The organism is Ekhidna sp., from assembly GCF_964218185.1.
Classification (GTDB): Bacteria; Bacteroidota; Bacteroidia; order Cytophagales; family Cyclobacteriaceae; genus Ekhidna.
The window spans coordinates 424,284-438,412 of record NZ_CAXPLV010000005.1 but is presented as its reverse complement, the minus strand read 5'-3'; the positions used below and the strand labels follow the sequence as shown (position 1 = coordinate 438,412).

Annotated in this window: 9 protein-coding genes; all 9 read left to right on the top strand. The window is 42.4% G+C overall.

Annotated elements, in window-relative coordinates; genetic code table 11:
• Positions 1-41: 41 nt before the first annotated feature.
• The 9 genes from ACEQZT_RS07415 (at position 42) to ACEQZT_RS07375 (ending at position 14,073) form a co-directional block, all read left to right on the top strand.
• Positions 42-1,940, top strand: coding sequence for a tetratricopeptide repeat protein (locus ACEQZT_RS07415; protein ID WP_370088763.1), 1,899 nt, complete (start codon positions 42-44; stop codon positions 1,938-1,940).
• Between the two features lie 90 nt (positions 1,941-2,030).
• On the top strand, positions 2,031-3,815 hold the full coding sequence (locus ACEQZT_RS07410; protein WP_370088761.1) for a tetratricopeptide repeat protein: 1,785 nt from the start codon (positions 2,031-2,033) through the stop codon (positions 3,813-3,815).
• Between the two features lie 102 nt (positions 3,816-3,917).
• The gene (locus ACEQZT_RS07405) at positions 3,918-4,535 is read left to right on the top strand and encodes a response regulator (RefSeq protein ID WP_370088759.1); all 618 of its coding nucleotides are present in this window, start codon (positions 3,918-3,920) and stop codon (positions 4,533-4,535) included.
• Between the two features lie 115 nt (positions 4,536-4,650).
• Positions 4,651-6,564: a PQQ-binding-like beta-propeller repeat protein gene (locus tag ACEQZT_RS07400; protein ID WP_370088757.1), complete on the top strand. Its 1,914-nt coding sequence runs from the start codon at positions 4,651-4,653 to the stop codon at positions 6,562-6,564.
• A gap of 69 nt (positions 6,565-6,633) precedes the next feature.
• Entirely contained in the window at positions 6,634-9,822 is a 3,189-nt protein-coding gene (locus ACEQZT_RS07395) for a caspase family protein (protein WP_370088755.1), read from the top strand.
• A 1-nt stretch (position 9,823) separates the two neighbouring features.
• Positions 9,824-10,588, top strand: a complete 765-nt coding sequence (locus tag ACEQZT_RS07390) for a hypothetical protein (protein ID WP_370088753.1) — start codon at positions 9,824-9,826, stop codon at positions 10,586-10,588.
• Between the two features lie 8 nt (positions 10,589-10,596).
• Positions 10,597-11,757: a hypothetical protein gene (locus ACEQZT_RS07385; protein ID WP_370088751.1), complete on the top strand. Its 1,161-nt coding sequence runs from the start codon at positions 10,597-10,599 to the stop codon at positions 11,755-11,757.
• Positions 11,758-11,884: 127 nt separating this feature from the next.
• Complete coding sequence (gene bioB / locus ACEQZT_RS07380; protein WP_370088749.1) at positions 11,885-12,868, top strand: biotin synthase BioB; 984 nt, start codon at positions 11,885-11,887, stop codon at positions 12,866-12,868.
• A gap of 101 nt (positions 12,869-12,969) precedes the next feature.
• On the top strand, positions 12,970-14,073 hold the full coding sequence (locus tag ACEQZT_RS07375) for an aminotransferase class I/II-fold pyridoxal phosphate-dependent enzyme (protein WP_370088748.1): 1,104 nt from the start codon (positions 12,970-12,972) through the stop codon (positions 14,071-14,073).
• Positions 14,074-14,129: the final 56 nt, after the last annotated feature.

Sequence of the window (14,129 nt, the reverse complement as noted above, 5' to 3'; positions counted from 1 at the left end):
TTCCGCTTTTTTTATTTTTAGAAAAACTTAGCCTACCACGCATGAAATCTCTAGTTCTTCTTTTCTTGCTTTTAGCAACTCATTTCTCCATTGGCCAAACTAATCCTGATCAGTTCGAGAAACTTAAGACTCTATCTTTTTCAAACCCAGATTCGGTAATTGGAATTGCCAAAAATCAACTAAAAAATAAGCGTTTGGATAATAATGATATATCATATTTTCATCTGTTGATAGGCATTGCTTACCGTAACGCCGGGGATTTTAAAACTGGCCTCCTTCATTCCGATACCGCCTTTCACCTAAGTGAAACAAGAAAAGTAAAAGCCAACTCATATCATAATAAGGCTGTCTGTTACCGATATCTTGGAGAATATGACTCTGCCATCTCCTATAACCTTAAAGCATTGAAAATCTTCGAGGAAGAAGGAGACTTGAAAGAACAGGCTATTGTACTAAATAGCCTTGGAGTTGTCAACATGAAGTCAGGTGATTTTGATCGGGCACTTTATTACTACAACAAAACTTTGGAAATAAATACTGGCGAAGATGTTGACAACTTTTCAGATGTCCTTAATAACATAGCTATTATCTACGCCAACACTGGAAAGCTAGACTCCTCAGAGATGTATTTCAGAAAGTCGCTCAACTATGAGATTGAAGTGAATAACCTGAAAGGAATAAGTGCTGGACTGAACAATTTAGGTGCATTAAAGTACTACCAGCAAGATTTGGACAGTTCGGTGATTTACTTCCAGCGATCTCTTCAAATTGATAAAAAGCTTGGGGACAAACAAGGCATTCCAGCTGTGATGGGGAATATTGCCGAGGTGGCTAAAGAAAATGGAGCCTTTAACCTTGCAGAGGCCTATCTAGATAGTAGTATACTATTAAGTCGGGAAATTGGCAGCAAAAGGGATCTTGAAAATGCATACTTAAATAAATCAGGTCTCTATCAAGCCAAGGGGGACTTTGAGAAAGCATTTGACAATTTGCTAATATCAAAAGCGTATGCGGACAGTTTGATTAGTGAGGAAAAAAACAAGGCTATTGTAGAGCTGGAAACGCAATACGAAACGGAAAAAAAGGAACAACAAATTTCCTTGCAAGAGGCACAATTGGCGGAACAAGAGGCTACCATATCAAGAAATCGTATTGCACTCATTGCTTCGATCTCAGCACTCATCTTTCTTGTAATTATTGGAGCTTTATGGCGAAATCGATTAAGAAAAAAACAACAGTTGAAACTGCAGGAAGCTCAACTAAAAGCACGTGAAAGTGAAATCATTGCAACGATAGCCTCCCAGGAAAAAGAACGCGCCAGATATGCCCGAGACCTCCACGATGGGTTTGGTCAGATGATCTCCATTTTAAATATGAACCTCAAAAACCTAGAAGGAAGTCCTAAACCGGATGAACGTCAGAAAGTTTTTCAAGAATCCTCCAAGGTGATCAATGATATGTACGGCGAACTCAAAAACATCTGTTTCGATTTGATGCCACAGACCCTGATCAAAAATGGACTGGAAAGTGCGCTTCATGAATTTGTTGAGCGCATCAATGCAGCAGGCAAAATCTTCATTGAGCTTAATGTATTTGGAATGGATGAAAGACTTTCTGAGATTCAGGAAATCTCTTTTTATCGTATCTCTCAAGAGTGGATTAACAACATTCTGAAATATTCTGATGCTGAAAAAGTCACACTCCAAATAACCAGAGACGAAGGAGAGATAACACTCTTGATCGAGGATAATGGGTCTGGCTTTGACAAGAACTTATTGACCCAGGGGAAAGGAAACGGCTGGAAAAACCTGAACACAAGGACCAACCTAATCAAGGGTGAACTGGAACTGGAAACACACCCGGACAACAAAGGCAATACGCTTATTGTAAATGCTCCGAGACAATTGCAACATGCGGAACAAAAAGTAGAGATAGCCTAAATAGTCGGAGTTATCCTTCATTCCTCTTAATTCAACGAAAAGGTCAATATAGGAATATCATTCCAACTTTTATTTCCACAAATTAGAAGGATGAAACCAACAGTTTTTGTCATCCTACTGGTTTGCACTCAAGCTCTATTTTCTCAACAAATAGATCAAAAACTACTCTCCACTGTTGCTGAAATTAGAAAAACCAACTGTGATAGTGCACTCAGTCTGCTTCCATCTAATGACATTGAGTCCCTGACAAATCAGGAATTAAAAGCACAAGCATTTCTGGAGCTTGGCTACACCCATTATTGCCTGGGAAATTTCAACCTCGCACTTGAGAATTACCAATCTTCGCTGGATCTTTTCATCACGATAAATTCAAAATCAAAACCTGCAGAAATCCTAAATTTAATCGGCACCCTCCAAAAAAAACAAGGTGACTTTGGGCTGGCTGAAAAGTATTTCAATGAAGGTCTGGAATATGCCATTGCTAAAAATGACTCACTCGGTATTGGAAATAGCCTCAACAATATTGGGGTATCGCTCTTTCAGCAAAACAAGTTTGAAGAGTCACTCCAGTACTACGTAAAATCGACACTTATAAAATCTGATATTGGTGATACGATTGGCCTAAGCTACAATTATGACAACTTAGGCATGACCTACACGAAACTAGGGAGATTTGATAGTGCTGAATACTATTTTGAGAAAGCAGCTCAATTCAAGTTGCTTATTGAAGATAAGGTCGGATATGCGATTGTCAAAAACAATGCCGGTGAGATGTTGCTGGAACTTGGTAAAATACAAGATGCAGAAACTTACTTTCTAGAAGCTCTTGCCATCGCACGTGAGGTGTCTTTTCCAGATTTTAAGCGACATGTCTTATATATGCTCTCCATTGTAAAAGAACAAAGTGAAAATTTTAAAGATGCCCTTAGCTATTTCAAAGAGCATATTGGAGTAAAAGACAGTCTCTTCAATGAAAGAAAAAGTCAGCAGGTAGCCGAGCTAGAAACCAAATATCAAACAGAGAAGAAGGAGGCAGAAATTCAAACACAAAAAGCAGAAATCAAACAAAAAAATTTGATGCTTTATGGGTCTGGAGTTATCATCATGCTCCTTGGCTTAACGTATTTCCAAAATAAGCAGAAGATAAAATTAAAGGCCGAAAAGCTGATAGAAGCTCACCAGCGAATGGCAAGAGAAGCGGAAATAAGAGCAACAATAGCTTCTCAAGAAAAAGAACGATCACGGTATGCCAGAGACCTGCATGATGGATTCGGACAGATGATCTCCATCCTGAACATGAACCTAAAAAATTTGGAAGGAAGCCCCAAACCAAATGAGCGTCAAAAAGTCTTTGAAGAATCATCCAAGGTAATCAATGAAATGTATGGCGAGCTCAAAAACATATGCTTTGACCTGATGCCCCAGACCCTGATTCAAAACGGATTACAAAGCGCACTCCGGGAATTTGTAGAACGCATCAACACCACAGGAAAAATTTTCATCGAGCTAAATGTTTTTGGGCTGTCCACAAGGCTTTCGGAAGTTCAGGAAATCTCCCTTTATCGCATTTCACAAGAGTGGATAAATAATATCTTAAAATATTCTGATGCTGAAAAAGTCACACTGCAAATAACCAAGGACGTTGGGGAAATAACTCTCCTAATAGAAGACAATGGATCTGGTTTTGATAAAACGGCGCTTACTTCTGGAAAGGGAAATGGCTGGAAAAATCTGAACACCAGAACCAATCTGATAAAGGGTGAACTGGAACTGGAAACACACCAAGGGAGAAAAGGGAATACGCTCATTGTCAATGCTCCCTCCACAACTTCACTATCAAAAGTTTCTGATCAATATACCGTGAAAACGGTATAGCTTTCATTTTAATATTAGTCCTTCTTTGGCATTAAATATTAGCGCCAAGAAGGAAACCAAATGAATTTACTATCTTTCATAAGTAGAGATAAACCTGCTCGAATGAAAATTTTTCTTACAGACGATCACGCCATCCTTCTGGGTGGTCTAATCAAAATTTTATCAGCTGAAGATGACCTGGAGGTAGTGGGATCTGCTGGTTCTGTAAAAGAAACTCTGGATTCGCTTACTCAAAAAACAATTGATCTACTCATTACAGACTACAACCTCCCCGATGATGATGGACTCACCCTTGTCCGCAGAGTAAAACAAAAATACCCTGATATAAAAATAATTGTGCTTAGCATGCACGATGAGGCTCATCTTATCAAAGAAATTCTGAAAGAAGGTGTGGACGGATACATCCTCAAAAAGGACTCACATGAAGAGTTAGTGAGTGCAGTAAGGGCTGTGGGTAATGGAAAAGTATACCTCAGTTCCGATGTGAATAGCATGCTGATGAAGGGGCTCAATGGCACGGGAGAACAAAAACTGCTGACAGATCGTGAGCGAGAAATCCTGAAACTTATTGCCAAAGAATATACCAACCGGGATATGGCTGAAGAGCTGTTTATCAGCGAGCGTACGGTGGAAACTCACCGAAAAAACATCTTCCGCAAAACCGGTACCAACAACCTTGTAGGCCTCATCAAATTCGCCTACGCCAACAACCTTATCTGACCTCCATCTACGGGTTTCACGGTATATAAATATCCCCTCCTCAAAGGATTATATCGGAGGTTTTATTCGCCAAACTTTGACTCATAAAATTAACCGCGAATAAATTCGATCCGACATGAAACATTTATTAAAAACTATTTTAAGTCTGGCGCTCATAGTAGTGTTTGGCCAGGCAAAATCACAGGATGCCTTATGGCAGCTGGATTTTGACAGTGAAGTAGAATGGAACAGCATTACCGAGAGTGGTATTTTGCTGGTAGGCACCAAAGACTTCACACTCCATGGTGTAGATAGCCGTGATGGAAACATCCTTTGGTCCAGCGAAGCTTTCGAGCAAGCTAAAAAAATGAAAGGCCCGGATGGCAAAAAAGTGGAAGCAAAATATGCTTTTGAGAATTTCATCCGTGTATTAAAAGATGACGAGTATCCTGAGGTTTCAGATTACATCGAACTGAAGTTTACAGATGGATATCAGTACAGACAGTACGCTGTGATCAATATTCAGACTGGTGAAGAGGTGATCAGCCCCAAAATTGCAGAAATGCCAATCATCAAGATACCGTTCTTCGGTGAGATGGCACAGTTCAACTACAACGGCACAGGGTATATTCCTGAGCTTAGAATGGTGATCATCTCAACCAATTTTGAAGATTATACCAAAAAAGGAGCACCGCTAACAACTCTCACCAAAATGGTAGATCTCCTGTCTCAAAAGATCATTTGGACTAATGAGGAAATTGCAGTGAATGGCTTCCCGGCATTATTAGAGGACGGAGATATCGTGCTTCCCGGCACAACGCAGATTGCTAAGATGAACCCTAAAACAGGCGAGGTAAAATGGGCTTATAATACTGAGCATAGAAAGCAAGTGTTCGAAAGTTTTGACCTAAGTCTTGACCTTTCTAAGGGATACTTCTTCGAAAAGAAGAAAAACAGCGGGTCGCTCTCTGCTCTGGATATGAAAACAGGGAAAAAGCTTTGGGAGCAGGAGCTCAAACTCAAAGTTGTGCCGGTAATGTCAGCTGTAAGAGACGGGGTTGTTGTCATCGATGACAAGTGGTTCACCATGTATGACCTGAAGAATGGAAGTGTGAAATGGGAAGTGAAGAAAATCGATGGATACATCGTGGACTTGGGTGATAAAGGAATCCTGGCGACCTCCAAGGATAAGCAACTCATGTTGATCAATCGAGACAATGGATCTGTAATCTGGGATCAAAAAATCAAAGGAATCAACATTGATCAAATTGCTGCCACAGGGGTAATGTATACTGACCTTAAAGGAAGATTAGGATACATCCAATTTGATGGAGAGCTAATCTGGGACAAAAAAGGAATGCTCGAAGTTCCGTCACTGAGATACAAGCCAGAGCTAACAAAAGAGATCATGGTAATCGACGGGGATCTGTTTGAAGTTGATCTTTTGACAGGAGATTACAAGGTGCTTCATAAGAATCTTTCCGGAAAATTTAAAGGAGAAGATGCAGCACCTACCGAGGTTCAGCTAGTTGCAGGAGGTTACCTCTTTAGCGATGAAAACAACCTGGTGATGCTAGAGCAGGATGGTTCAGTAAGATTTGAAAAATACTGGGAAGCACCGGGCTTGAGTCTTGCTGCAAAAATTGCCCTTAGAGCAGCGCAAGCTTCTGTAATGGCTATGGGGGCAGCCTCTCAAATGAAGTCTTCACAGATTGCTGCAAATTCTTACTATGGAGCGAATGACTACTACAGTAAAATGTATGCTCAGCAAGCAGAAGACCTATTCAAAGCAGCTAGTATGGTTGGTGCAGAGGCTAAGAAGAAATTTAAAGCTTCCGTAACCAAAGGTGACATCCGAATGATCCTGACTCGTGTAGGTGAAGGTGGTCAGGGTAAGAGTTCAGGGCTTGTGAAAGTAGACCGAAGAACAGGCGAGGAGTTGGGTACACTTCAACTTGGAGATAAGGAGCCAATCTATGATTACGATCAGGTTTCCGGACAGGTCTTCTTCAAGTCAGACAAAAAGCAAATCATTAGTTATAGTTTTTAATTTTCTCAAATGGTTCAGCGATCGGCCCGTGCGGCTGATCGCTTTTTTTCTTTAAAAAACCACACCATCATGAAAAAAATACTGCCTCTGATCTCATTATTGGTCGGTAGTTTGATCTTCGCTCAGCAAAGTGAGTTAATCATCCGACAAGGACACACAGCTGGTATCAATATGGTTCAGTATTCTCCTACCGGAAAATACATCTACTCTGCCAGTGATGATAAATCCATCAAGATGTGGGACGTTCAAACCGGCATAGATGTAAATACATTCAACGCACATGAAGCTCCTGTCAACTCCATACATCTTTCCAAAGACGGAAGTCTGCTGGTGAGTGCCGACATGAATGGCACTGTCATTCTTTGGGACGCATTAACCGGAGAGGTCAAAACAAAAATCAACGCCCACACAGGTTCTGCCAACACGGCCAAGCTTTCTCATGATGGTTCCTCCATTTTTACCGGAGGTGATGACGAAAAACTCAAAATGTGGAACATCAGCGGAGACTCCATCAAAACCATTTCAGGATTTTCCGCCCCCATTATGAACCTGGCGGTTTCTCCAAATGGAGATCGCGTAGTGACGGGAGGAGGTAAAAACAATGGTGTTGAAGTAAAGCTCATAGATCCAGAGAAGGGGAAAATTCTGGCGGACGCACTGGACAATGTCAAGGGTTCAGGTGCCGCGCTTGCCTACACCAAAGCAATCATGACTGGATTTGCTGTCATCGGAAACGTAGCAAATGGCAGGGTAGGAAAAGATATGACCACCATCTTCGTGATGACTTACTCAAATATCCAATTCACCAATGACGGAAAAAGAATCCTTTTCTCTCAAAATATTTTCACCCCATTTATCGCCGAAAAAGGTGAAGAAGAGGAGACTGGAAACGCCAGCGTTTCACTCATTGAGTTGAGTGACGATCGGCAATCATTTGGTGAGGTGTCCAAGCCGATCAGATGGCAGCTGAACAACCCTCGAGGGGTGGCCATTTTAAGCCAGGATGAAACCAAGGTAATTGTCAACGAAGAACGATCGATCAAAGTCTATGATATTGAAAACGCAGACTTCCCCGAGCCGGGCAATAAAGAAGCCATCAACTATGTGCCGCCGGTAGCAAAAGAAATTAAGAATGTTACGAGAAACACCAATTGGCTGGCTCTGTCTCCGGACTATCGAACTATTGTCACTTCCGATCAGAAAAGACAACTGAAGCTCTACGATTATGAAACCGGAAGAAAAATCCGCGACATGGAAGGATACGTACAGCCCGCTCTTGCAGCAGATGTAATGCCCGATGGAAAACACATCTTGGTTGGCTCGCTGGATCGGGACATGACCATGTGGGACATTACCACCGGAACGCTGGTCAGAACTTTCGATCGATCCTCGGATATCAACCACATTGATGTTTCAAAGGATGGTAAATACATGGCTACCACCGCTGTAAATACGTCCTTCATGAAAATATGGAATTTCAGCACAGGTCGGCTTTACAAAACACTGAAAGAGAAAAAGGACAACATGGTTTGGGTAAAATTTAATCCAAATGATGAAGACAAAGTGTGGGCACTGACTGATGCCGATGACCTGAACGAATGGTCCATTTCAGACTTTAAAAGCAAACGATACAAGGCAGATTATCGAACCCTTGAAGACAAGTTTGAACGAGGAGATTACTCTATCACCTTTGATGGCTATGAAGTTTCCGTAAAAAAGGGAAACACTGAAATTATCTCCGATACACAGCAAGGTGTTGTAACTGACGCAGTGTTCAGCATAGATGCAAGGTTTGCCATTACTACAAATGAATCAGGAGAAATAGCACTCTATGATCTTCAGCAAGGCAAGAAAACGTTGAGTATGGCACTCATTGAAGAGAGTGGATTCATCGCCTACACCCCAGATTTCTATTATACCTCCTCCAAAAATGCAGCTAAGGCGATCGCATTTAAAGATGGTAACGATGTGCTCCCTTTTGAGCAGTTGGAAATCAAATACAATCGCCCTGATATAGTAGCCAAAACGCTTGGATACGCACCTCAAAAGCTCATAGACTCTTATGCTGCAGCTTATCAGAAACGTCTGAAAAGGCTTGGCTTCAGTGAAGATGATTTATCCAGCTCCAATGAGCTTCCAAAAGTCCATGTCGATATCCTCTCAATACCACTGGAAACAGATCAGAGGATGCTTACTTTCCAAGCCAAGGCGAGTGACAAAAATCAAAACATCAACAGACTGCAGATTTATGTAAACGATGTGCCTGCGTTTGGATCCAAAGGGATTTCCGTGAGCCCATCCAACAAGCTAACCAAGGACATTACCTTGGAGCTCGGCAAGGGATTGAACGAAATAAAAGTCACCGCTATTAACAGCAAAGGATTAGAATCCCTTCCTCAAACTTTTGAGGTACAGCTCACTACAGATTTTGACAAACCGGATTTGTATCTGGTATCTATCGGTGTGTCCAAGTATCAGCAAAGCCAGCACAATCTCGCCTTTGCAGCCAAGGATGCTGCTGATGTAATAGCTGCTATGAATGGCTCTGCAGCCTATGAAAATGTCTTTGAGAAATTGATCATTAATGAGCAGGCAACTGATGCAAACATTCAAGCTGTACGGGCTTTCATTGAAAAAGCTGGAGTTGATGATGTAGTCATGATCTTCATTGCAGGCCATGGCGTGCTGGATGATAGTTACACGTACTACTTCGCCACCCACAACATGGACTTCAACAACCCATCGAGTGGTGGTTTATCCTATGAGCAGTTGCAAGCACTAATTGATGGGATCAAATGCAGAAATAAGCTTTTGATGATGGATACGTGCCATTCCGGGGAGTTGGATGAGGACGATATCGAAGATGCTGAGCAGTCCATTACTTCGGTAGGCTCAGTAGCATTTCGCTCCACCGGATCATTAATCAAGTTAAAAGAAAACAGTTTTGGTTTGGACAATACACTTGAGCTATCCAAGTCACTTTTTGGGGATATGCGAAAAGGAACGGGCGCGACAGTGGTGTCAGCAGCAGGCGGGACAGAGTTTGCCGCAGAGGGCTTAAACTCAGACAATGGACTGTTTACTAGCTGCCTAATCCAGGGATTGAGAACCCGACGCGCCGACCTGAACAGAAATAGAGACTACACTGTCTCTGAAATCAGGCAATACATCGGAGAGCAGGTGATCCTGCTAAGCAATGGCAAACAAGTTCCAACCTCCAGAGAAGAAAACATTAAAAACGATTTTAGAATCTACTAATATGAGATACATAATTTTTTGGGTTGCACTGATTGCTTTTGAGGCATCTGGTCAATCGTATACGGTCATCCACGTTATTGGGAAAATCTATGATGCTCAGTCCGGGCAGTATCTGACTAAGGGAAGCAAGTTGGCATCAGACGCTAATCTGAAATTTGAGACAGAAGATGCCCGTGCAGCAGTTCTAAGTTCCAGTCGGGGTAGGTTTATCGTACAGCACGATGCAACTTCAAATTCACAAAGTGATGCACTTTACGCCCTCTCCTCAGTAATCTCACCGGTCCGAGGCAGGCTGAGTACACGTGCAGGAGGCATCAATAACGCACTGGATTTTCAAAAGCATTTCAACGATGGCGCTGTGGCTTTGCTTGGCAAGCAATATGAAATAGAGGTTTCTCCCTCAGCCTTTCCTATGGCTGAATCAACATTTTTCTACGCTCAATACCAGTTCAATGGGGAGACGATCAATAAAAAGCTGGGGAGCGAAGAGAACAACCTTATCATCGACCTTAGTACTTTTTTCAGTGTAGATGGAAATCCAATTGATCCTTCTCAGGTAAGTGATGCCAAGCTATACTACCACGATGCAAGCAAGGGATCTTCCACATTCATCACAGACATGAATATCAATTATGTGGATGATGAAACGTTGAAATCAATAGCAGAGCAATTTCCTGATAATACTGAATATGTTTACGAGCTGATCAACTCCATGTATGGAAAGTGTACTTCTGAACAAGTTGATAAAGCCCTTGAAGATCTGTAAGAAATAAAATGAAAAAAGGAATTGTCATAGCGCTCATTGGCATCAATACCCTCGCCATGATGGTGCTGACTTTCTATTTAATGAAGCTTCCATGGCTTGCTGGAGACGAAAAGTTTCTTATTTGGGCTACCACCGTCATGGATTTTTCCAATCGGGATCGTCCGGAATCAGAGGACTTTGCCTTGATCAACACTTCCTACGATCTCCAGCTGATCGATCGATATGATGAGTTTGGCTTTCCTATCGGAAATCAGGCCATTACCGACAGGCAAAAACTTACCCGGCTTCTGGAGGTCATAAACAATGGAGAGAAAAAGCCAAAGTACGTTATCATAGACATCCATTTTGTGGATTCAACAGCTTATGATGAGGGCTTGGCTACTCAGCTGGGGCAACTAGATAATGTCATCCTCTCAGCCCACATCAATGATGAGGGTGTTTTGGAAAAACCATTGTTTGAGGAAATAAACTATGGTATTTCAGATTACCTCATTGGAAGTGCCTTCGATGGCGTGTACAAATACCAGTTGATTTATGAAGACTCCCTTAAGCTCTTGCCACTAAAAGTACACGAAGCACTTGATGGAAATGAAAGTGAGAAACAGGGTCCTTTTGTAAAGCTAGGGTCTGCATGGACATTGAATAACTTCATTATGAACTACCGCATACTTCAAAAAGATATCTATGATCTGGATGCTGGATTTAATCCTGTGAGCATGGGCGAACTGCTTTATTTGTCGGATGAAGACGTTCAAAATTTCACATCAGATAAGATTGTGGTCATTGGAGATTTCTTTGAAAATGACATGCATGAAACTGTATTGGAGATCACTGCCGGCCCGTTGATTTTACTCAACGCCTACCTCACATTGCACCACGGAGATACAATTGTTAATTTCTCGTTTCTACTCCTCATGACGGCAGCTTATGCACTACTTAGCTACCTGGTTTTTGTGGAAGGAGATATCATTGAAAATTATATCAACCGGATATCAGGAAAGAAATTGGCCAGATACCTTGCTGGATTTGCGAGCTATCTTATACTGCTGACTTTACTTTCATTAGTCACTTACTGGCTTTTCAATATTCACATCAATGTCTTTTTCATGGCTGTTGCATTTTACTTAATGGATCGTTTTGCGGATCTGATTTTTTATAAATCCTCTTGAGTAAAAAATCATGAATTTTGGTGAGACTAATTCATGACTGGAGCCCCGGCGATCTTTCGTTGGGGTTTTTTATTGCCTCCATCGATTTTGAAGTATTATTGCAATTGAATCACAATCGAAGGATTTTATGGCAGACGTAAGACACAACTGGACTCTGGAGGAAATCTCAGAAATTTACCACAAGCCTCTCATGGAGCTGGTATTCGAAGCAGCTACGATGCATCGAAAATATCATGATCCAAAGGAGGTGCAGGTCAGCAGTCTTATATCCATTAAAACCGGAGGCTGTCCGGAAGATTGTGCCTACTGTCCTCAGGCAGCTCGCTACCATACGGACATCAAAGTGCATAAACTTATGGAAGTGGATGAGGTGCGCGCACAAGCAGAGTCTGCCAAAGCAAACGGAGCTTCCAGAATGTGCCTGGGTGCTGCATGGAGAGAAGTGCGAGACAACCGTGATTTTGATAAAGTGCTGGACATGGTGAAAACGGTGAACAGCTTGGACATGGAAGTGTGCTGTACCCTGGGTATGGTGTCGGAAGAGCAGGCGAAAAAGCTGGCTGATGCAGGTCTGTATGCCTACAACCACAACATCGACACGTCCGAAGCATACTATGACGATATCATCTCCACCAGAGAATATGATGATCGATTGAAAACCATTGATAATGTGCGTAAAGCGAAAATTTCTGTTTGCTCTGGTGGTATCATTGGCATGGGAGAATCTGCAGAAGACCGAATGGGTATGCTCCTAACACTCGCCAATATGGATCAGCACCCTGAATCTGTTCCGGTAAATGCATTGGTACCCGTAGAAGGAACTCCACTTGCTGAACAGCCAAGGGTAGCAGCTCATGAGCTGATTCGGATGATTGCAACAGCACGCTTGGTAATGCCGGAATCTGTGGTAAGATTGTCTGCCGGACGTGAGGGCATGAGCCTGACCGAACAGGCACTTTGCTTCATGGCTGGAGCCAATTCCATTTTCGCTGGTGATAAATTACTTACCACTCCAAACCCGGACTTCAACGACGATAAAGAAATGTTCGATCTGTTGGGTCTGGTACCAAGAGAGGCATTTAAGGGTGTGAAGAAAGAAGAACTTGTATAATAACATCCCCCTAACCCCCTTCGAAGGGGGGTTCCCTTTTTAATTAAGATGTGAATGTTCCCTTGAGGGACAACAGGGGCGTAAATAAGGAGGGTTAAATTTTGAACAGCTATCAAAAAGCACTTCAAGAACGTAAAAACCAACACCTGTTGCGTACGCTTCCCCTCCCTCCAGAAGGGATTGACTTTTATTCCAATGATTATCTAGGGCTCGCTCAATCACAGAGTTTGAGCTTGGCTATTCAAGAAGAATGTAGACAGGCTCCACAACTTAATGGTGCAACCGGCTCCCGACTACTCAGCGGCAACAGTACGTATGCTGAACAAGTCGAGCAGGAAATTGCAGCTTTTCACAACGCTGAAAGCGCACTGGTCTACGCTTCTGGATACACCGCCAATATTGGACTGATCTCCAGCCTTGCCACAAAAGACACAACCATAATCTGCGATGAATTGATTCATGCCAGCCTCATTGACGGGGCGCGGTTAGGACTTGCCAAAAAAGTTCGCTTCAAGCACAACGATCTTGATGACTTGTCAGGCAAACTGAATAAAAATAGCGGCCAGAAAATTGTCCTTGTTGAGTCAGTTTACAGCATGGATGGAGACATCTGTCCGCTGAAAGAAATTAGTACAATGTGCCAGGAAAAAAATGCATTGCTAATTGTGGATGAAGCTCACGCTATTGGGATTTATGGAGAAAATGGAGAAGGGCTGGTTCAACAGGAAGGATTGGAAGATCAGGTTTTTGCTCGTATTATGACCTTTGGGAAGGCACCCGGAATTCATGGAGCGGCGGTGGTCGGCCCGGCATGGCTAAAAGAATATCAGGTCAATTTTTCCAGGTCTCTCATTTTTTCAACTGCTCCATCAAATCACCACTTCGCAAGTATTTCTGCCATGTTTCAGCATCTTCCAAAATGCAGCGCAGATCGTAATCAACTGAAAGAAATAGTATCGTATTTCACCAGTAGAAGGAAAAAGTCTGACCGAAACTGGCTTGATTCAATGACTCACATCCAGTCACTCATCGTACCTGGAAACGAGCAGGTGGTAGCATTGGCAAACAAGCTCAAAGACGCGGGTATCAACGCATTGCCTATTCGAAAGCCAAGTGTACCGGAAGGTGCCGAGCGAATTCGATTCTGTCTTCACGCCTACAATACCAAAGAGGAGATAGATTTGCTGTTTGAAACATTAAAATGACCTGTCACATTGAGCCAATCGAAATGTGTACTTCGACAAGCTCAGCATGACACATT

Excerpts from the sequence above, each read along its gene's own strand:
- ACEQZT_RS07400 (WP_370088757.1), top strand. The coding sequence starts at position 4,651 with ATGAAACATTTATTAAAAACTATTTTAAGTCTGGCGCTCATAGTAGTG.
- ACEQZT_RS07385 (WP_370088751.1), top strand. The coding sequence starts at position 10,597 with ATGAAAAAAGGAATTGTCATAGCGCTCATTGGCATCAATACCCTCGCC.
- ACEQZT_RS07390 (WP_370088753.1), top strand. The coding sequence starts at position 9,824 with ATGAGATACATAATTTTTTGGGTTGCACTGATTGCTTTTGAGGCATCT.
- bioB (WP_370088749.1), top strand. The coding sequence starts at position 11,885 with ATGGCAGACGTAAGACACAACTGGACTCTGGAGGAAATCTCAGAAATT.
- ACEQZT_RS07405 (WP_370088759.1), top strand. The coding sequence starts at position 3,918 with ATGAAAATTTTTCTTACAGACGATCACGCCATCCTTCTGGGTGGTCTA.
- ACEQZT_RS07395 (WP_370088755.1), top strand. The coding sequence starts at position 6,634 with ATGAAAAAAATACTGCCTCTGATCTCATTATTGGTCGGTAGTTTGATC.
- ACEQZT_RS07410 (WP_370088761.1), top strand. The coding sequence starts at position 2,031 with ATGAAACCAACAGTTTTTGTCATCCTACTGGTTTGCACTCAAGCTCTA.
- ACEQZT_RS07415 (WP_370088763.1), top strand. The coding sequence starts at position 42 with ATGAAATCTCTAGTTCTTCTTTTCTTGCTTTTAGCAACTCATTTCTCC.